This window comes from Streptomyces sp. NPDC041200 (assembly GCF_055591805.1).
On sequence record NZ_JBVIZF010000001.1, the window covers coordinates 51,550 to 70,431 of the forward strand.

Annotated in this window: 19 protein-coding genes, 1 tRNA gene and 2 pseudogenes; 2 read left to right on the forward strand and 20 right to left on the reverse strand. The window is 69.8% G+C overall.

The window, feature by feature from the left end:
- Positions 1 to 14: 14 nt before the first annotated feature.
- The 8 genes and pseudogenes from ACZ6CL_RS00260 to ACZ6CL_RS00295 form a co-directional block, all read right to left on the reverse strand.
- The gene (locus tag ACZ6CL_RS00260) at positions 15 to 866 is read right to left on the reverse strand and encodes a serine hydrolase domain-containing protein (RefSeq protein ID WP_468929206.1); all 852 of its coding nucleotides are present in this window, start codon (positions 864 to 866) and stop codon (positions 15 to 17) included.
- 21 nt (positions 867 to 887) lie between these two features.
- Positions 888 to 1,898: an HTTM domain-containing protein gene (locus tag ACZ6CL_RS00265; RefSeq protein WP_468929209.1), complete on the reverse strand. Its 1,011-nt coding sequence runs from the start codon at positions 1,896 to 1,898 to the stop codon at positions 888 to 890.
- An 8-nt stretch (positions 1,899 to 1,906) separates the two neighbouring features.
- A complete protein-coding gene (locus ACZ6CL_RS00270; protein WP_468929212.1) occupies positions 1,907 to 2,518 on the reverse strand; it encodes a DUF5819 family protein in 612 nt (203 codons plus the stop codon).
- Positions 2,519 to 2,555: 37 nt separating this feature from the next.
- Positions 2,556 to 2,909 carry a hypothetical protein gene (locus ACZ6CL_RS00275; protein ID WP_468929215.1) on the reverse strand — a complete coding sequence of 118 codons (354 nt, stop codon included), beginning with the start codon at positions 2,907 to 2,909 and terminating at the stop codon, positions 2,556 to 2,558.
- A 155-nt stretch (positions 2,910 to 3,064) separates the two neighbouring features.
- On the reverse strand, positions 3,065 to 3,337 hold the full coding sequence (locus ACZ6CL_RS00280) for a response regulator transcription factor (RefSeq protein WP_468929218.1): 273 nt from the start codon (positions 3,335 to 3,337) through the stop codon (positions 3,065 to 3,067).
- A 319-nt stretch (positions 3,338 to 3,656) separates the two neighbouring features.
- A pseudogene (locus ACZ6CL_RS00285) lies at positions 3,657 to 3,740 on the reverse strand (LLM class F420-dependent oxidoreductase); the annotation flags it as partial.
- 18 nt (positions 3,741 to 3,758) lie between these two features.
- A pseudogene (locus ACZ6CL_RS00290) lies at positions 3,759 to 4,100 on the reverse strand (mobilization protein); the annotation flags it as partial.
- Between the two features lie 109 nt (positions 4,101 to 4,209).
- Positions 4,210 to 4,285, reverse strand: a tRNA-Arg gene (locus tag ACZ6CL_RS00295).
- A gap of 648 nt (positions 4,286 to 4,933) precedes the next feature.
- Here ACZ6CL_RS00295 and ACZ6CL_RS00300 point away from each other — a divergent pair.
- A complete protein-coding gene (locus ACZ6CL_RS00300; protein WP_468929220.1) occupies positions 4,934 to 6,130 on the forward strand; it encodes an exo-alpha-sialidase in 1,197 nt (398 codons plus the stop codon).
- Positions 6,131 to 6,183: 53 nt separating this feature from the next.
- On the opposite strand, the gene ACZ6CL_RS00305 is transcribed toward ACZ6CL_RS00300, so the two are convergent.
- The 11 genes from ACZ6CL_RS00305 to ACZ6CL_RS00355 all read right to left on the reverse strand — a co-directional run bounded on the left by ACZ6CL_RS00305 (position 6,184) and on the right by ACZ6CL_RS00355 (position 16,722).
- Positions 6,184 to 7,974: an IucA/IucC family protein gene (locus tag ACZ6CL_RS00305; protein ID WP_468929223.1), complete on the reverse strand. Its 1,791-nt coding sequence runs from the start codon at positions 7,972 to 7,974 to the stop codon at positions 6,184 to 6,186.
- Complete coding sequence (locus ACZ6CL_RS00310) at positions 7,971 to 8,567, reverse strand: GNAT family N-acetyltransferase (protein WP_468929224.1); 597 nt, start codon at positions 8,565 to 8,567, stop codon at positions 7,971 to 7,973. The genes ACZ6CL_RS00305 and ACZ6CL_RS00310 overlap by 4 nt, the downstream gene beginning before the upstream one ends.
- Positions 8,564 to 9,868 carry a lysine N(6)-hydroxylase/L-ornithine N(5)-oxygenase family protein gene (locus ACZ6CL_RS00315; protein WP_468929227.1) on the reverse strand — a complete coding sequence of 435 codons (1,305 nt, stop codon included), beginning with the start codon at positions 9,866 to 9,868 and terminating at the stop codon, positions 8,564 to 8,566. The genes ACZ6CL_RS00310 and ACZ6CL_RS00315 overlap by 4 nt, the downstream gene beginning before the upstream one ends.
- 42 nt (positions 9,869 to 9,910) lie before the next feature.
- The gene (locus ACZ6CL_RS00320; protein ID WP_468929230.1) at positions 9,911 to 11,485 is read right to left on the reverse strand and encodes a pyridoxal phosphate-dependent decarboxylase family protein; all 1,575 of its coding nucleotides are present in this window, start codon (positions 11,483 to 11,485) and stop codon (positions 9,911 to 9,913) included.
- 237 nt (positions 11,486 to 11,722) lie between these two features.
- The gene (locus ACZ6CL_RS00325; RefSeq protein ID WP_468929232.1) at positions 11,723 to 12,610 is read right to left on the reverse strand and encodes a siderophore-interacting protein; all 888 of its coding nucleotides are present in this window, start codon (positions 12,608 to 12,610) and stop codon (positions 11,723 to 11,725) included.
- A 58-nt stretch (positions 12,611 to 12,668) separates the two neighbouring features.
- Entirely contained in the window at positions 12,669 to 13,694 is a 1,026-nt protein-coding gene (locus tag ACZ6CL_RS00330; protein ID WP_468929234.1) for an ABC transporter substrate-binding protein, read from the reverse strand.
- A 173-nt stretch (positions 13,695 to 13,867) separates the two neighbouring features.
- On the reverse strand, positions 13,868 to 14,902 hold the full coding sequence (locus ACZ6CL_RS00335; RefSeq protein ID WP_468929237.1) for a PDR/VanB family oxidoreductase: 1,035 nt from the start codon (positions 14,900 to 14,902) through the stop codon (positions 13,868 to 13,870).
- The gene (locus ACZ6CL_RS00340; RefSeq protein ID WP_468929240.1) at positions 14,899 to 15,084 is read right to left on the reverse strand and encodes a hypothetical protein; all 186 of its coding nucleotides are present in this window, start codon (positions 15,082 to 15,084) and stop codon (positions 14,899 to 14,901) included. Before ACZ6CL_RS00340 ends, ACZ6CL_RS00335 begins: the two co-directional genes overlap by 4 nt.
- Positions 15,081 to 16,193: a Rieske 2Fe-2S domain-containing protein gene (locus tag ACZ6CL_RS00345; RefSeq protein ID WP_468929242.1), complete on the reverse strand. Its 1,113-nt coding sequence runs from the start codon at positions 16,191 to 16,193 to the stop codon at positions 15,081 to 15,083. The genes ACZ6CL_RS00340 and ACZ6CL_RS00345 overlap by 4 nt, the downstream gene beginning before the upstream one ends.
- Before the next feature lie 91 nt (positions 16,194 to 16,284).
- Positions 16,285 to 16,563: a DUF4190 domain-containing protein gene (locus tag ACZ6CL_RS00350; protein WP_468929244.1), complete on the reverse strand. Its 279-nt coding sequence runs from the start codon at positions 16,561 to 16,563 to the stop codon at positions 16,285 to 16,287.
- A gap of 3 nt (positions 16,564 to 16,566) precedes the next feature.
- On the reverse strand, positions 16,567 to 16,722 hold the full coding sequence (locus ACZ6CL_RS00355; RefSeq protein ID WP_199830898.1) for a hypothetical protein: 156 nt from the start codon (positions 16,720 to 16,722) through the stop codon (positions 16,567 to 16,569).
- A gap of 140 nt (positions 16,723 to 16,862) precedes the next feature.
- On the opposite strand from ACZ6CL_RS00355, the gene ACZ6CL_RS00360 reads away from it, so the two are divergent.
- Entirely contained in the window at positions 16,863 to 17,489 is a 627-nt protein-coding gene (locus ACZ6CL_RS00360; protein ID WP_468929246.1) for a TetR family transcriptional regulator, read from the forward strand.
- Here ACZ6CL_RS00360 and ACZ6CL_RS00365 read toward each other — a convergent pair.
- Positions 17,455 to 18,780: a M6 family metalloprotease domain-containing protein gene (locus ACZ6CL_RS00365; protein WP_468929247.1), complete on the reverse strand. Its 1,326-nt coding sequence runs from the start codon at positions 18,778 to 18,780 to the stop codon at positions 17,455 to 17,457. The genes ACZ6CL_RS00360 and ACZ6CL_RS00365 overlap by 35 nt on opposite strands.
- Between the last annotated feature and the right edge of the window lie 102 nt (positions 18,781 to 18,882).

Genomic DNA, 18,882 nt, shown 5'->3' on the forward strand with positions numbered 1-18,882 from the left:
TCTTGGTGGTGGTGTCAGTTCCCGCCCCGCGGCGCGGGAGCCGCGAGGAGGGTCTTCCTGGCCAGACGGTCGGTGCCGTCCGGGTCGCCCAGGCGGTGCAGGACGATCCAGCGGCCGTCATCGTGCGCCGCCGCCACCACGGACGAGCCGCGGGTCGCGCCGTTGTGCCAGGTGATCGAGGGGCCCCGCTGCCAGCTGGGCGCGGGCGGGCCCAGCCGGCGTTCGACGAGCAGTCCGACCACGGCCTGGGACAGGGTCCGGCAGGTGGACCACAGGCCACCGGCCGGCAGGATCGGGCCCGTCAGCGTCCACAGCGGGCGGGGCCGGCCGAACAGGCCGCGCGGGACGAGACGCAGTTCCTGTGGCGGCAGCGCGGTCACCGAGCCCGCCTCCAATCCCAGGGGCGACAGCACGTGCTCGTCGACGAGTTGCTGGTAGGAGCGGCCCGTGACCGTGGTGAGGGCGTGCCCGAGCACGGCGTAACCGAGGTTGGAGTACTCCTCCTCCCCCAGCCGGCCCGTGGCCACCCGGTCCAGCTCGCGCAGCGACGCCCGCAGGGCCTCCTCGGTGAAGGTCGCGTACGGGTCGTCGGGCGGACCGAAGGGGCCGACGGGCAGGCGCGGCAGGCCTGATCTGTGCTCGACGAGGTGCCGGAGCGTGATGCCCGTCCCCGCGGGGACCTCGCCCACGCACTTCTCCAGCGGGGTGTCGAGGCCGAGGACCCCGTCCTTCGACAGCTGGGCCAGGACGGTTCCGGTGAACACCTTGCTGAGGGAGCCGATTTCGACGAACCGGTCCTGGTCATGGCCGTGGGGGGGCCGGTCGTCGATACCGGGGCCGCCCAGCAGGCAGGTCGGGGTGGGCACGTTGGGTGTCGCTCCTGTTGGTCAGACGAGTTCGGCCTCGGGCGCGGCCGACTTGGTTCCGCTCTCCGCGCTCGGGGGCGCCGCTTCCGCGGGTTCCGCCGGCTCCGCCTCGGGCGTGCGAGCTCCAGGGAGGCGGCCCTTGGCCCACAGCACAGCACGGTCGAGGGCGCCGGACAGGAAGACGAGATCACAGGCGATCATGGTCAGCGCGAAGCCGGTCAGCCCCATGAAGAACGCGATCGACAGGTGGAAGCAGATGGACGCGGCGGCCGCCCAGGGACGCAGCGCCGGAACGAGGACCCCCATGGGGAAGTAGACCAGGAAGGCGACCGTCCCGTACGTGCCCAGCACGACCAGGAAGTCGTTCTCGTACACCAGGTTCGACCAGCCGGGCAGTTCGAACTCCGCCACGCGCATGATGTAGAAGAGCGCCGTGCCGTCCTGCCACTCCTCGCCCATCACCTTGTAGAGGCCGGAGACGACGTAGACGAGACAGATCTGCGCCGCCACCATGAGGACGCCCAGGTTGTGGAACGGCACGGACACCGCCCGCAGGTGCCCCGGGATCCGCTCGGCGAGACGGCGCGCGAGGCCGGTAGGCAGCGCGAACCGGTCGTAGCAGTGCGTCAGGAGCAGGAACGGGATGACGACGTAGGCGAGGTTGTCGCCGCCGTCGAGGAGACCGGGCTGCCGCTGGTAGACGGACCACAGCAGGGCCCAGTGGAGGGCCAGTCCGGGCCGGCCGCCGACGCCGAGCGTCACGGCCAGCGCGGCCGCGATCCCCAGGTGGTAGACCAGCTGGAAGTACCCGGGCGACGCGGACAGCGTGTAGACGCTGAAGCCGGTCAGCTGGGCCTTGAACTCGTCGTGCGGCAGCACCCCGTCGGGGCCGAACAGATAGTTCCGCTCCTGGTACTGGCTGACGTAGTACATGAGCCCGACGAAACCGAGCAGTACGCGCGTTCCCGATACGCCGGTGACGGCCACCGGGTTCAAGGACCAGGAATCCAGCCGGGCGGTGACATTCTTCATGGCATTCTTCATCGCAGGTCCCGGGTCTTCTGCCAGGAGAAATCCTTCACCAGGACCTTTCCTTCGGCGGACGGGTCGTTACGCTTCGACCACGGCGGCAACTCGTGGACGTACATACGCACCTGAACCTTCACCGCTTTTCCCTTGCACGCGGTCGGCATCTGGTCGTAGGCGTACCGGGACAGCCCTTTCACCGCTTCCGCCTCGGTGGCCTTCTCATAAGGCAGCGGTGGCAGTGCAGGTTTCTTGTCGTTGGTCTGCTGCTGCCGGAGCCTGCGCAGGAGTTCCTCGCTGCTGGTGATGTTCTGCAGGTGCGCGGAGACGATACGGACCTCCCGCGAGGGGAAGAACCGGGAACTCTGCGCCTTTTCCACTCCTCGGGCCGAGACGTCGTAGTACGGCGACACCGATCCGTCCGCGCAGGTGGTCCGCGCGAGAATGCCGCGGTCGTCGGAGACGGGCGTCGGGGCGAAAAGCTGCCAGTTCTGCGAGAAGTACGGATCGAGGTATTCCGCCACCGGGTCGTCGTAGACGAGTTTCGCCGGGCTGAGCGGCGCCTGGGACAGGGCGGCCATGGTCATGTGAGCGCCCAGGAGGGCGCCGCCGACAACGAGCGCCACCCTCCTGGTCGTGCGATACGTGGTCGTCACGTGGTGCTTACCGGTCGAAGACCGAGTCGGCCGTGACTCCCTGCGGCAGGTCGGCCGGAGCCGCGAAGACGCTGCCGTGGGACAGCATGTTGTCGACGTTGCTCTTCCCGACGACGGACATGCCCTTGCCGACCGCCGTGGCCTTGTGGGCGGCCTTGGTGGCGGCCTTGCCCACGGACTTGGCGGCCTTGCCGACCAGGGAGCCGAGGGCCTGCGGGGCCTTGTCCTGCGACGGCTGGGCGGTGGCCACGGGCGCGGCCGGCTGTGCCGGGGCGGCTTGAGCGCTGCCCTGGGTCGCGACGAAGAGAGCGACACCGGCGGTGGCGACACCGGCGGCGGTGGCGATCTTCTTGATGTTCATAGGGTTCTTCTCCCCCAGGATGGTGATCCAGGTACGGACAAGCCATGCGCCCGGTGAGGTGTTCCGGACGCATGGCGAACAACGCGGCCGAGCCTGCCATTTGTGGGGCGGGCCCTTCTATTGCCTCATGCGGCATTGCCAGGAACGGCATTGCCTCAGGAGGCAATTGCCTCCCCAATCAGATCCTCATAATGATGGAATGCCACCAGGCTGGCTTCGAACCTGGATTTCACGCCCAGCTTGCGCACGATGCTGGTGATGTGGGCGCGGACGGTCCGTTCGGCGATGTCGAGCTGCCGGGCGAGGACGCGATTCGACTCGCCTTTCGCCAGATGGTGCAGCACTTCACGCTCCCGGCCGGTCAGACGCGCCAGCGTCGCCACATCCACGGAAACGTCGAACGGTCGGGTCGGTGCGACCGTGGTCAAGAGCAGTCTCCCCACACTGTTTTCACTTGTTCCTGCCGATCGGAAATCGACACAGCAGGACGAGCCGGTTACACCTTTGGGTGGGCGGTGGTCAATCGCCACACCGGTGTTCACTCGGCTCGGTTCTTTACTCGCAGTCTAGTAGGGGGAGTTGAAGAGAAACCAGTCGGCGTGACCTGAATCACAGGCGGATAGCCAATTGCAGCCTGGGATTTACCGCTCGTACGCCTCCCCAGCCTTCAGTACCTCGCTCTCCCGGTCGACGAGCGTGCGCGGGCCGACGACCGGGCCGCGTGGCTCCTGTGCGGGGTGGGTGCGCCTCCACGCCGTGGTCGGCGGCTTCCTCGGCGTTCCAGCCGAAGCCGAACCCGAGCGTGAACCGGCCGCCGGAGAGGTTGTCCAGTACGGGCCCGGCTATCTACGCGTGCGCGGTCTGTAGGTGAGCGAGTGCCTGTTCGGCTGCTGCCTCCTGTTGGGCGTGCTGGGTTTGCGGTGCCAGTGCATGGCGAAGGCCACCGCGGTGAGCGCCGCGTTCCGGAGCATTGCCGGCCCGGTACCGTCGCCTTGCCCGGTCGGGTTGCGCCAGATCCCCCGGACGCTGCGGCGCAGGGCGCGGGCGCTGGTGCGGTCGGCGGCGACGCGGGAGCGGGCGGCGTGCTCAGGTGGTGGCCGCCGGTTCGAGTTCCGCCCGTGCAGCGGCCGGGGCGGTGGCCGGAAGCAGGTCGAGCCCTCCGCCGAGCGCGGTCAGCCGGCCTTGGGCCACGCAATCGCCGGGGCCGCAGCCCGGCTCGTGCCGCGCGCACGCGCCGGCTCCGAGGACCCGAATAAGGCGCCTCCCTGGGGGAGGAACCCCAGGTCAGCGGCATAATGCATGGTGCCCCCGGCAGGATTCGAACCTGCGACACCCGCTTTAGGAGAGCGGTGCTCTATCCCCTGAGCTACGGAGGCATGGTCGCTGGTATGGCGGCCGAGGGTCAGCCTACCGGGTTCGGGATCGCGGTGTGGAACAGGTTGCCTACGTCGCGCTGTCCTGCCTGGCGGCGGGGGTGTGTCTGTGGGCGGTGAGGTCGCTGGTCAGGGCGAGGGGAGGTCCGGCGTGATCATGGATTGGCGGCTGGGAGCGTAGGCGATCATGTACCGGGGTTCGGGGTGGGGCAGGTCGGTGTCAGCCCGCCCCTGGGGTTCTGCGTGATCGGTAATTTTGCTGACTCAGGGCGCTCAGGGGCGGTGTTTCAGGAATTCCGCGCGGCGCCATCGGCGTCGATCGATTTGAGGCTGGCCAGATTCTCGACGGGAATGGCCAGCCCTATCTGATCGCTCGCACATTCTTTATGGCCGTTTGGGTGCCGCGCGCGTCTGCGCAGCTCACGGCGGTGGGCTGCTGCTGACAAGGCTGCCATCCGGTGCTGACGAATCGCTGTTGGTTCACTAACGCGTCGCTAACGAAAATCGGGCGCCCTTTCCGTTGTTGCGCGATATGGGAAATCGATGCAGGGTTATGTGGCGAGCCATCAGAACGTCGATTGCGAGAGCCCCATGCCGACCAGCACCATTCCCCGTTCACGCCCGCGCGGCCCGGCCGTTCTCATATCGCTCATGGCGGCCTTCTCCGCTGTTTTCCTCACGTCGTGCAGCGGCGACCCGCAGCAGGAGAGTGAGTCCGGGAAGGGCGCGGTGAGCAACAACGCTGCGCCCGGGCAGGCGCCCGGGAAGATGGCGGGGCGCGCCGCGCTGGGGGAGGGCGGGGCGCTCTATCCGCGGGCGATCCGGCTGCAGCACAGCGGGAGCGCGAACGGGCGGGTGCTGGCGTCGTCCGTCGTCCACAAGGGTGGAGACGGCGTCGGGGACATCCACGAGAGCACCGACGGCGGCAAGAGCTTCCGCCAGGTGGGCACCGTCGCCGATCCGAAGGCCGCGGACGGCAAGGGGCTGTGCTGCGCGACCCTCTACGAGCTGCCGAAGCAGGTCGGGGACATGCCCGCCGGGACGCTGCTGTGGGCGGCCTCGTTCGGGCAGGACGAGAAGCCCGACCGGCGGATGTCGATCCGGGTGTTCAAGAGCACCGACCACGGGCGGAACTGGAGCTATCTGTCCACGGTCGCCACCCCGCCGGACGCCAAGGGGCTGTGGGAGCCGGAGTTCTCCATCGACGCGCAGGGGAACCTGGTCTGCCACTACTCCGACGAGACCGACCCGCGCCACAGCCAGAAGCTCGTCGCCGTACGGTCGAAGGACGGCGTCTCGTGGAGCGGGCCCCGCGACACCGTCACCAGCAAGCTGGAGTCCGACCGGCCCGGGATGCCGGTCGTGCGGAAGCTGCCGAACGGGATGTACGTCATGTCGTACGAGATCTGCGCGGCCGGAGGCAAGTACGCGTGCGTGGCGCATCTGCGGACGTCTCGCGACGGGTGGGACTGGGGCGACCCGGCTGACCTGGGCACCCGGGCGGAGACGGCGGACGGCAAGTACTTCCTGCACGCGCCGAACCTGGCCTGGGCGCCGGAGGAGGGCAATCCGCAGGGCAAGCTGCTGCTGATCGGTCAGGCGATGTACAACAAGGACGGCAGCCGGGCCGAGGGCAGCGGGCGCACGATCTGGACCAACAGCAAGGGCGGGGAAGGAACGTGGCGCGAGATTCCGGCCCCCGTCGCCGTGAAGTCCGACAAGCTCGACTCCTGCCCCAACTACAGCTCCAGCCTGCTGCCGTCGGAGGACGGCCGCGAGGTGCTGGAGATCGCCACCGACTATGACGGCGGGGTCTGCCGTCCGTACGTCGCCACCGCGGGGTCGTAGAACACGTCGGGCACCGCCGCATGGCGCGGCGGTGCCCGGACCATGTGCGCCGCTCAGGCCTCCGCAGGGCGGAACCGCGCGATCGGGTTCCGCAGGGTGCCGATCAGCTGGAGCGCGCCCGCCGGGTCCTGCAGGTCGACCATCTCGCGGTTGTTGCGCAGCTGGAGCCGGTTGAGGCAGGACAGCGCGAAGTCCTCGGCGAACATGTCGTACTGCTTGAACTTGTCCGCCAGGTGCGGCATCGCGTCCTGGTAGCCCCGCACGCTGTCGGCGACCGTCTGCCAGAAGGTGTCCTCCTCGACGATCCCGTCGGCAACGAGGATGCCATTGAGGAACCGCAGGAAGCAGTCGAAGACGTCGGTGAAGATGGACAGCAGTTTCATGTCCTCGGGGACGTCCGCGCGGATGCGCTCGACGGCCGGGGGCAGGACCGCGTCCGGGTCCATGACGGCGATCTCCTCGGCGATGTCCTTGAAGATCACCCGCTGGACGGCGCCGCCCTCGATGACCAGGATGACGTTCTCGCCGTGCGGCATGAACACCAGGTCGTACGCGTAGAAGCTGTGCAGCACCGGGGTGAGGTAGGCGTCCAGGTAGCCGCGGAGCCAGGCCGCCGGGGTGAGGCCGGACTCCTCGATGAGGGCGCCGGCGAGGGAGCCGCCGTCGGCGTCGGTGTGGAGGAGGGAGGCCATGGTGGCGAGGCGCTGGCCGGGTTCCAGCGACGCGACCGGGCTCTCGCGCCACAGGGCGGCGAGCATCTTCCGGTACGGGGAGTACCGGTTGGTGGCGGCCTCGTACTGGCGGTGGTGGTAGCCGATGGCGGCCCGCTCGCGGATGATCGAGAAGCGGGCGGCCTGGAAGACGTCGTCGGAGGCGATGACGCCCGCCAGCCAGTCGTTGATGGCCGGGGTGGCCTCCATGTAGGCGGCCGAGAGGCCCCGCATGAAGCCCATGTTGAGGACCGACAGGGCGGTCTTCACATAGTGCTTGGACGGGTGGCTGGTGTTGAAGAAGGTACGGATCGACTGCTGCGCGAGGTACTCGTCCTCGCCGGTGCCGAGCCAGACCAGCCGCTGCTGGGCGACCTCGGCGGCGAAGCTGACGGACAGCTTGTTCCACCACTGCCAGGGGTGCACCGGCAGCAGGTGGTAGTCGGCGATGTCGAGGCCCTGGCCGCTGAGGATCTCAGCGAAGCGGGCCCGGGTCTCCTCGCTCAGCTCGTCGCGCACCAGCGCGTCGTAGTCGAGGTCGGAGGAGGCGGTGAAGGTGGAGTGGTCGCGGTGCGCGGCCAGCCAGACCAGCTGGACGGGGCTCGCGGTCTCCGGCGCGTACGAGAGGTACTCGTGGATGCCGAAGCCGAGCCGCCCGTTGTTGGCGACGAAGCACGGGTGACCCTCGGTCATCCCCGTCTCGATCTCCTGGAAGCCGGACTTGGCGAGCTGCGCCGCGCCCACCGGCTCGGCGGCCAGTTTGTAGGCCGTGCCGGAGAGGGTGGAGCTGATCTCCTCCAGGTAGACGGGGAGGATGTCGTCGCTGAGGCCGAGGGCGCCGCGCAGCTCGATGAAGAAGTCGAGGGCGTCCAGCGGGCGCTCGGCGCCGTCCCCGTCGTGGCGGGTGATGCTGTCCGCGTCGACCACCCAGTGGTCCAGGGTGAGGACGCGGGCGGCGAAGCGGTACGTCACCGAGCCGTCGTCGCTGGTGACGGCGTAGCGGCCGTCGCCGTCCAGTTCGGGCTTCAGCAGCCGCTCGTGGGTGAACTCGGCGAGGGCCTTGCGTATGAGGAGGCGGCCCGCCCGCTCCCACAGGTCGGGGGTCAGGTGGGCGACGGCATCGCGGGGGCTCATCGGGATACTCCTTGGGCGGCGCGCGCGGCGACGAAGCGCTCGCGCGTGCAGGTACTGAGGTAGGCGTCCTTCTCCGGTTTGACGATCTTCTCGACGACGTCGAAGCCGACCGCCGCGTTCAGCGCGTGCACCGCGTCGTTGCGGACGTCGGGCTCGACGACGACGCGCCGGGTGGCGGGGTCGTCGAAGCAGAACTCCATGACGGTGGTGATCACGGCGAGGGTGAAGCCGTGCACCGGGGTGTCGGTCGGCGCGCACAGGAAGTGCATGCCGACGTCGCCCTCGCGGGGCTCGTACAGCCCCACCAGCTCGACGTGGGCCGGGTCGTAGCGCTCGGCGAGGAAGGCGGGTTCGCCGTCGTGCAGGCCGATGTAGGCCTCGTGGTGCGGGTGGTCGGCGATCCTGCGGTACTCGGCCTCGGTGTCGGCGGGGCTCGCGTCCTGCATCATCCAGTAGGACGCCTTGGGGTGGGTCACCCAGCCGTGCAGCAGCGCGGCGTCGGCCTCCGGGTCGAGGGTGCGCAGGGCGAAGCTGCCGAGGCGGGCGTCGTCCCGCTGGAACAGGGTCGTGTGAGCGGTCGGGTGAGCGGTCATGTGAGCGGTCCCTCCGGCGCGCCGAACTCCTGGAAGGCGATGGACTTCTCGACCGGGTACAGCTCGCGGCCCAGCAGCTCGCGGATGATCCAGGAGTTGCGGTACGGCCCCATGCCCAGGTCGGGCGAGGTGAGACTGTGCGCCTGGGTGGCACCGTTCTGGAGGAAGATGGAGCGGCCGGTGGTGTCGATGCTGTAGTTGCGGGCGACGTCGAAACGGCCGTGGCCGTCCCAGCGGATGCGGTCGCGCACCGGCTCCAGGAAGGCGGGCACCTGGTAGCGGTAGCCGGTGGCCAGGACGAGGCCCTGGGTGGTGAGGGAGAAGTCGCGCCCCTGCTCCTCGTGGCGCAGCCCGAGGGTGTACGTACCGGTGGACTCGTCGTACGAGGCGCCCGTGAGCGCGGTGTTGGTGAGCAGCCGGGTGGGCACCGGGCCCTCCAGGCTCTGCTGGTAGAGCAGATCGTAGATCGAGTTGATCAGGTCCGCGTCGATGCCCTTGAACAGGCCCTTCTGCTCGGACTCCAGCCGGTAGCGGGTGTCCTCGGGGAGGGCGTGGAAGTAGTCCACGTACTCCGGCGAGGTCATCTCCAGCGTCAGCTTGGTGTATTCGAGCGGGAAGAAGCGCGGGGAGCGGGTCACCCAGTTGAGGCGGTAGCCGTGGCTGCCGATGTCGGCCAGCAGGTCCTGGTAGATCTCGGCGGCGCTCTGCCCGCTGCCGACGATCGTGATGGACTCCTTGGCCTGCAGCGCCTCCTTGTGCTCCAGGTAGCGCCCGTTGTGCAGCAGGTCGCCGCCCAGCCCCTGGCAGGTCTCGGGGATGAAGGGCGGGGTGCCGGTGCCGAGGACCAGATGGCGGGCGCGGTGCTCGGTGGTCTCGCCGGTGGGGCGCTGGGAGCGCACGGTGTAGAGGCCGTCGGTGTCGTCGTACGTGACGCTGGTGACGTCGTGGCCGAAGCGGACGCACTCAAGCTTCCCGGCCGCCCAGCGGCAGTACTTGTTGTACTCGGCGCGCAGCGGATAGAAGATCTCGCGGATGTAGAACGAGTACAGCCGCCCGGATTCCTTCAGGTAGTTGAGGAAGGAGTACGGGGAGGTCGGGTCGGCCAGGGTGACGAGGTCGGCCATGAACGGGGTCTGGAGGGTGACGCCGTCCAGCAGCATGCCCGGGTGCCAGTCGAAGTCGGGCTTGCTCTCCAGGAAGAGGCCGTCGAGTTCGTCGATCGGTTCGGTGAGGCAGGCCAGGCCCAGGTTATAGGGGCCGAGGCCGACGCCGATGAAGTCGTATACGTGCGGGGATGACACGGTGGTTCTCCGGGGTGTTGCGGCGGTCAGTGGCTCAGCGACTCAGCTGGCGCGGGAGTGGCTGAGTTCGGGCTCGATGTGCAGGGCCAGGTACTGACCGGCGTGCTCGGCGAGGAGGTCGAGGACGAACGCGATGTCGCGCACCGACGTCTCCGGGTTGAGCAGGGTGAACTTCAGGTAGTGGCGGCCGTCGACGACCGTACCGGCCACCACCGCCTCGCCCGAGGCGGCCAGGGCCTCGCGGGCGTGCAGATTGGCGCGGTCGACCAGGTCCGGGTCGGAGTCGTCGCCGGGTACGTAGCGGAAGACGAGCGTGGACAGCTGCGGCTCGGTGACGACCTCGAACCGCGGGTCGGCGTCCAGCAGGCTCCAGCCCTCGGCGGCCCGGTCCACGACCTCGTCGAAGAGCGCCCCGAGCGCGTCCGCGCCCATGACGCGCAGGGTCAGCCACAGCTTGAGGGCGTCGAAGCGGCGGGTGGTCTGGATGGACTTGTCGACCTGGTTGGGGATCAGGTTCTCGGCGCTGCGCTCGGGGTTGAGGTAGTCCGCGTGGTACGTGGCGTGGCTGAGCGTGGCGCGGTCGCGGACCAGGACGGCGCTGGAGCTGACCGGCTGGAAGAACGACTTGTGGTAGTCCACGGTGACCGAGTCGGCGCGCTCGATGCCGTCGAGCAGATGGCGGCGGGTGGGGGAGGCCAGCAGCCCGCAGCCGTACGCGGCGTCCACGTGCATCCAGGAGCCGTGCCGCGAGCACAGCTCGGCGATCTCGGGTAGCGGGTCGATGGAGCCGAAGTCGGTGGTCCCGGCGGTCGCGACGACGGCCATGACCACCTGGTTCTCCTGGCGGCAGCGGTCGAGTTCGCGGGCCAGGGCGACGGTGCGCATGCGCCGGTCCTGGTCGCAGGGGACCGAGATGACGGCCTCGTAGCCGAGCCCCAGGATGGCGGCGGACTTCTTCACGGAGAAGTGGCTGGCCTGGGAGGTGAGGATGCGCAGCCGCGGCAGGATCTCGGATTTCGGGGGGACGGGCTCCCCGGCCGTGGCGGCTTCCTTCTCGACCAGCTTGCAGGCCTCGTCGCGGGCCAGCAGCAGCGCGTGGAGGTTGGACTGGCTGCCGCCGCTGGTGAAGACGCCGTCGGCGGCCTCGCCGAGACCGATGCGCTCGGCGGTCCAGTCGATCAGCCGCCGCTCGATGAGGGTGCCGCCCGCGCTCTGGTCCCAGGTGTCGAGGGAGGAGTTGACGGCGGACAGGACCGCCTCGCCCAGCAGCGCCGGGATGACCACCGGGCAGTTGAGGTGGGCGAGGTAGCGCGGGTGGTGGAAGTAGACGGCGTCCTTGAGGTAGACGCGCTCGAGTTCCTTCAGCGCGGCGCTCGGGTCGCCCAGCGGTTGTTCCAGGTCGATGCCGGAGATCTCGGGAGCCAGCTCACCCGGGGTCACGCCGGTGAACGGGCGCTTGGTGCGGGCGACGGTGGAGGCCACCAGGCCGACGCCGTCCATCACGGAGCGCCGGTAGCTCTCCGCCGTACGGCCGTTGAAGAGGTGGGCCCTGCCATCCGCCGCCCCGGGTATCGACTCCGGCGACGGGTCCTCAGCGGTCTGCGCGAGGAAACTCACGGTCTGTCCTTCCTGGAGCGTGCGGGCGCACGGGTGTGTGCGCGCCCGCGGGCGTGCCTGTGGGGTGGGGGTGCCTGTGGGGCTGTGGGGTGATCGCGGGCATGCGGGTGTCCCGGCCGGGGCGCCGGGGCGCGCGGTGGCGCGCCGCGGCGATCGGGATCCGTCGGCCAGTCGCTGGACTATAAGTGGGGGACGAGTGGGGGAAAGTTCAGTCAGCCGTGATCAGCGTCAGCCGGGTCAGTCGTCGGACTTCGGGCCGCTGCCGCTCACGGCCTCCTCGACGAGCTGTTCCTCACAGGCGCCGAGCCGCCAGTAGCCGGTGAAGGTCACCGCCTTGCGCTCGAAGCCGCGTTCGCGCACCAGGTGGCGGCGCATCTCCTTGACGGTTCCGGCCTCGCCCGCGATCCAGGCGTACGGGGTGCCGGAGGGCAGCGCGGTGGCGCGTACGTCGTCCAGCAGCAGGGCGGAGCGCGGGGAGCCGGGGGTGGCGCCGTCCCGGACCAGCCAGGTGATCTCGGCGTCGGCCTCGGTGTGCAGCGTCTGGATGTCCTCGGCGTGCTGGACCTCGATCCACACCTTCGCCGGGGTGCCCGCGGGCAGCCAGTCGAGGATCCCGGCGACGGCGGGCAGCGCGGTCTCGTCGCCGGAGATCAGCACCCAGTCGGTGCCGGACGGCGGCCGGAAGTCGACCCCGCCGTTGTCCTCGACGACCGGGCCCAGCAGGGTGACGCGGTCGCCGCGCTCGGCGCGCGCGGCCCAGCTGGCGGCGGGGCCGCCGTCGTGGTGGAGCGCGAAGTCGACGTCGATCTCGTCGGGTTCGCGGCGCTGTTCGCGCACGGTGTACGAGCGCATGATGCCGCGTACGGCCGGGTCCATCGTCCGCCAAGTGGCGAACCAGCCCTCGCCGTCCTCCACCGGCACGACGGGGGCGGGCTGGCCGGGGTGCGGCAGGAACAGTTTGAAGCGCTGGTCGCGGCCGCCGGTGGTGAAGTCCCCGAGACCGGTGCCGCTGAAGGTGATCCGGGACATGGACGGTCCGAGGGCCCGGGTCCGCACGACGTGCGCGTCGAAGAAGCGGAACGGTACGGCGGTGGCGGGGCGGGTGGTGGTGGCTGCGGTCGTCATGGGAGCGACGTCTTCCCTTCGCTTGCCGGGGGTCGGCGCTGGTGCCGGTCAGCCCGCGTCAGCTGACCTTCTTCGCGTCCTGGATGGCCTTGGTGAGGGACTCGATGAGCGGGGCGGCACCGGCGTAGGAGAAGCGCGGCTCGCTGCTCCAGGGCGTGATCTGACCGGCCTTGACGGCGGGCATCTTCGACCAGGTCGGCTTGGACTTCAGGGCGCTGGGCTGGAGGGTCGCGGTGCGGTTGTCCAGGAACAGCACGTCCGCGTCGTACTTGTCGGCGTTCTCCCAGCTCAGGCTCTCGAAGTAGCCGCCCTTGTCGGGCTTTCGCGGCTGCACGATGTCGACGCCCAGCTCCTGGAAGTACAGCAGGTCGGCGTTGATCTCCGGGTTGGAGACATAGAAGAGATCGGCGCTGGCGGAGCAGGCCATGACCCGGATCTTGTGCGACTTGGCGGTCTTGCGCAGCTCTTCGGACGCCTTCTCGAAGCGGGCCTTGGCGTCGGTGACCTTCTTGGCCTTGAGATCGGCGCCGAGGGCCTCGGCCAGCGCGGCGTAGCGCTTGATGGGCTCCAGCATGGAGACCCGGCCGGTGGTGATGGCGCAGCTGGGGGCCAGCTGGAGGATCTTCTTCTTGCTGTCGTCCGGGATGTAGAAGAGCGCGCCCGGGTCGAACATGTTGGTGATCAGCAGATCGGGGCTGAGCGAGGCGTACTTCTCGACGTTGAACTGGCCCCAGGTCTGGCCGAGGCTGGTCAGCCGGTCGACGTCGATGTCCCCGGCCTGCGGGTCCGGCTTGCCGTTCTTGAGCTTGGTCGGGCCGAAGACGCCGGTGATCTGCTTGTCGATGCCGAAGTCGTACAGCGCGGCCGCCGCGGCGACGTAGGCGACGATGTGCTGGGGAGGGCCATCGTTGGTGATCTTCTTCTTGCGGTCGTCGGTGAACGACCAGGAGCCGCCGCCCTTTCCGTCGCCGGAGTCCGAACCGCCCTTGCCACCGCAGGCGGTGACCAGGGCTCCGAGTCCGGTGGCCCCGCCCGCGGCGAGGAGGCCGCGACGGGAGAGCGGAAGTTCTCTGGCGTGGCGCATGGACCGCATGGAGCTTGCCTTCTCATCAGACGTACGGGGACAGTGCCCAGGGACGGCATCCCGAAGGCGTACTTAGGTTAGCCTAACCAACCCGTTTGTCCAGTGGGCGGGGTCACCCCGGCCCCATCCTTTGAGAGGCTGCAGCGCTCGTTCAGCGTCGTTTCACAGGTCGTTCACAGGTCCAGTACCAGCTTGGGGCCCCGGCAGCGTGAGACGCAGATCATCATCGTCTCGCCCGACGCCCGTTCCTCGTCGGTGAGTACGGAGTCGCGGTGGTCCACCTCGCCCTCGATGACATCCGTCTCGCACGTACCACACGTGCCCTCTTCGCAGGAGTACAAAACTGGCACCCCGGCCTCTTCGAGGGTACGCAGCACGCTATGTCCGGGTTCGACGGTGAGGGAGCGTCCGGATCGGTCGAGAATCACTTCGAAACCGCCGGAGTCCGCGTGCTCCGCCCCGCCGTTCGCGCCGTTCTCGTCGATCTCGCTCGGCGGACGCGGCTGGAATCGCTCGGTGCGCAGCGCGCCCGTCGGCCAGGCCTGGCACCGCTCCTCCGCGACCCGCAGCAGCGGCTCCGGGCCGCAGCAGTAGACCAGGGTGCCGGGGCCGGGCTCGGCGAGATACGTCACAAGGTCCAGCAGCCCCGCCTCGTCCTGCGGCACCAGCCGCACCTTCTCGCCGTAGCGGTGGGTGAGTTGGTCCGCGAAGGCCATGGAGGCGCGGGTGCGCCCGCCGTACAGCAGCGTCCAGTCGGCGCCCGCGGCCTCGGCGGCGGCCGTCATCGGGAGGATCGGAGTGATGCCGATGCCGCCCGCGATGAAGAGGTAACGGGCGGCCGGGCGCAGCGCGAAGTGGTTGCGCGGCCCGCGCACCCGCACCGCCGCGCCCTCGGTGAGCGCGTCGTGGACCCGGGCGGAACCGCCGCGTCCATCGGGCGCGCGCAGCACCGCGATCCGCCAGGCCGTACGGTCCGCCGGGTCCCCGCACAGCGAGTACTGGCGGATCAGCCCGTCCCCGAGGACGAGGTCGACATGGGCGCCGGGCTCCCAGCCGGGCAGCTCGCGCCCCGCCGGATGACGGAGCGTGAGCGTCACCACGTCGGTGGCCGCGTCGGCCCGGGCGGCCACCAGCAGCGTGTCGTCGTACTCCTGGTTGCCGGCGCGCTCGTGGCCTTCGGTGTCGGGACCTTCGGTGGCGCTGCTCACGCGGCGGTGCCTTTCTGCTCGGGGTCGAGGGTGTGTCCGTCGGGGTGCGCGAGCATCCACTGCCACAGCTCGACCGGGTCCTCGGCGGAGCGCTCGGCGCCGCAGTGGCAGACGCCGTGGAGCACATCGGTGCCGGGCAGCCAGTCGACGCGGTAGACCTCGGCGGTGGGCGCGCCGCTCATGGCGTAGTCACCGCGGGGGGCGTGGCGGTTCGCTCGCCCTCGGCGGCGAGGCGGGCGAGGATGCGGCGCGCGGCCAGGCCGCCGGTGTCGATGTTGATGCTCAGCTCCTGATAGCCCTCGCGCTCGGTGTCCAGCGCCTTCTGGAGCAGGTTCAGCGCGTCCACGTCCTGCATCACCACGGTGCGGTTGAAGTCGTGGAGGAAGGTGGTGACTTCGTCGTCGTCCTGGGCGAAGTCCCGGGATACGGCCCAGAAGTCATAGACGTGCCGGTCCGTGGAGGGCGTGATGGCGTACGTGATCTCCACATGGAAGGCGTTCGGATCGGAACCGTCCGCTTCCGGCAGCACCCCGGCCGGGGCGATGCGGCTGTGCAGCAGATACAGACAGGGCGCGTGGTACTCGATGTCCTGCCAGCGGGTGATGCGGCCCTCGATGCCGGTGGAGCGTGCGTAGAAGGGAGGACAGGCGGCGTCGTCCATGTGGCGGCTGACCCGCACGATGCCCGCGCCCTCGTCGACCTCGGTGGTGATGGGGGTCTCGGCGACCTCGGGGGTGCCGATGTAGCCGCCGTGCAGATACGTCTCGTGGGAGAGGTCCATCAGGTTGTCCACGAGCAGCCCGTAGCCCGCGTCGATCGGCTCCATGCCGCCGACCGTCGTCCAGCGCGGATCGGCGAGCCAGGGGGCGCGCGGGATCGCGGCCGGATCGGCGAGCGCCGGATCGCCGATCCACACCCAGACCAGCGAGTCCTGCTCGACGACGGGGTACGAGGCGACCCGGGCGGTGCGCGGGACGCGCTTCTGGCCGGGCACGAACACACAGGTGCCGGAGGTGTCGTAGGTGAAGCCGTGGTAGCCGCAGACGACCTTGTCGCCGTCGAGGCGGCTGGCCGAGAGCGGGTAGCGGCGGTGCACACAGCGGTCGGCGAGCGCGACGACGGTGCCCTTCGACGCTGTGCCGTTCGACGCTGTGCCGTCGGACCCGGTGCCGTCCGGCTCGGTGCGGTAGAAGGCGATGGGCTCGTTCAGGATGGTGCGTCCCAGCAGCTCGCGGCCGATTTCCCGGCCGTAGGCGGCGACGTACCACTGGTTCCGTGCGAATGCGGTCATGCACAGCAGCGTGGTGACGGGGGTCACGCACGGGCAACGGCCCTTCCACTGAGTGGAAGGGCCGCCGGGGTCGCTGGGAGGGGGCGGGTGATCAGCCGCCGAACTGCCAGAAGACCGAGTGGTCCAGCGTCATCAGGACGACCAGCAGGATCACGTCCGCGACGCCGAGCGCGATGCCGAGCAGCGCCCGGCCCCGCCGCTTCGTCTCGCGGGCGATCGCGAGCGTTCCGAGGGCGATGGCGCAGGGCCCGAAGACCGCGTTGAAGAGGAGGGTGCCGATGAGACCGAGCACGAAGGAGGCGACGGCCATGCCGTCGGCGTCCTGGCGCGCGCGGATCGGCGAGGTGCGGGTGGGCGCGGTGAGTGCCATGGGTCAGCTCCCCTTGTGTCCGGTGCGTTCACGGATGAAGAAGATGAGCAGCCATGCGCCGATGACGCCGGAAGCGGCGAGGAAGACCGGGAGCGGGGTATGTGCCGCCGCGCCCAGCAGAACCCCCATCAGGGCGAGAGCCGCGACGATGAAGAGCATGTGAGCCTCTCTCATGGTGGTGGATCCGGGATGCGGATGCTCATTTAGTGAACAATTGGATTCACAACTGTTCACTGACATCTAGGCTACCCCCGCGTACGGCTGGCCAAGGTCGGCGAACACCTGTTTACTGGAATGATATGAGTCACACATGCGGGATCCGCGAGGCACGGAAGCAGAAATCGCGCCGCGCGCTGCTCGACGCGGCACTGGGGCTGCTGGAGGACCAGAGCCTCAGCAGCCTGGGTCTGCGGGAGCTGACCCGGGTGGTGGGCATGGCCCCGGCCGCCTTCTACCGGCACTTCCGGGACATGGCCGATCTGGGTGTGGCGCTGGTCGAGGAGTCCCTGGGCAGCCTGCAGGGCATGATCCGCGCGATCCTCAGCGAGCGGGACGGGGACGAGGAGCGGATCGACGCCGTGGTGGAGGCGGTCGCCGAGCATGTGCGCCGCCACCCCACCCACATCCGCTTCATCGCGCGCGAACGGCACGGCGGGGTGCGGCCGGTGCGGGAGGCGATCGCCGCCGAACTGGGCCGGTTGACCGATGAGGTCGCCGCGGCCTTCGCGCCCCGGCTCACCCCGGCGGGCTGGCCGCCGGAGGACGTCCGGATGCTGGCCGAGCTGTACGTCGACCGGATGGTGACGACGGCGACCGCGTTCATGGAGGCGCAAGGAGACGAGGGGGAGTGCGAGCGGATCGCCGACACCGCCCGTAAGCAGCTGCTGCTGGTCAGCCTCGGGCGCCGGTACTGGCGCGGCGCGTGACCTCGACGCGGTAGGAGCCGTCCGCGTCCCGGCCGGTGACGCGGACGCGGACGCGCACGCCGTCCGCGTCCCCTTCGTACGTCTCGCCGGGGCCGAAGGCCGCGTCGCTGAGCCCGGGGTGGACGTTGCGTTCCTGGGTGCAGCCGTGGCCGCCGGGGGAGCTGTCCATGACGGTGACCGGGCCGCCGCCCGAGTCGATACGGGTGTCCACCCAGGTCACCAGGACGCCGGGCTTGCACACCGCCTCGTCGTTGCCACCACCGGCGCGCGCCTCCAGGGCGTATCCGCTGGAGTCCGAGACCGGGACGAAGACGAGCTTGGTGCCCTCCGGCCGGTGCAGCGGGGACAGCGCGTGCACCGTGGTGCCGGGGCGGGCGGCGCAGTCGACCTGGCGGACGCCGAGCCAGCCGAGCTTCCACTTGTGCCAGGCCAGCAGGTCGTTCCCGGCGCCCCAGTCCTCGGACATCACGTCCCAGTGGCCGACGTTGTCGCCGCCGCCGCGGGTGTAGAGGTCGGGCAGGCCGAAGACATGGCCGTTCTCGTGCGGAAGGACCCGGAAGCCGGTCTTCCGGAGCGAACCGGAACCGTCGTCCTGGCGGCTGTAGACAAAGGAGACATTGGCCAGCGGAACGCCGTCCGCGGTCGGGGCGCGCTGGTTGTCGGCGTACGTCACGGAGAGCACCGCGTGCGCGGCGGGCGGTCCGGCGTTGGGTGTGACCAGGACGTTCACCAGGTCGTAGCGGCGGAAGTCCACCTTGGGGTCGGCCGTTCTCGCTATGTCCGCGACCAGCTTGCGGTAGCCGGGCTCGAAGGGGCTGCCGCGCTTTATGCCGTACGAGCGGAACGAGTGCGGCATGCGCAGCCAGTGGCCGACCGGCATCGCGGGCCGGTAGTCGAGCCGTCCGTAGGAACTGCGGGCGAACCACCGCGAGGTCTGCGGGAAGAACTCCTCGAAGCGCTCGCGGGCCGTGCCCTTGCCGCGCACATCCGGGAAGTCGATCATCAGGTTGAGGGCGTTGACCGTCCCCGTACTGCGGCTGTAGCCGTGGCTGGTGGGGATGCCCTCGGACATCTGCAGCCCGGGCCCGGGGGCGAGGGCGCACGGTTCCAGCGACCCGGCCCGCGCCGTGGTCACGGGAGCCGGGGCCCGCTTGGCGGCGGCCGGTTTCCCCGCGCCTGGCATCGCCGCCGGGGCGACCACCGCGACCGTGAGCACGGCGACGGTGGCGAACGCGCTGCCTCGGCGGAGCCTGCGTATTCGAGGGCGGGGGGCCTCGGGGGTCTGCTTCATTGCCGTTCACGGTGTGCCGGTGCGCGCGGGGGCGCCCGTGGGGTGCGTCCGTTCCGGCGAAACGGTTGCGCCGGGCGGGCGAAAGGGGCGCGGATCGAGTGT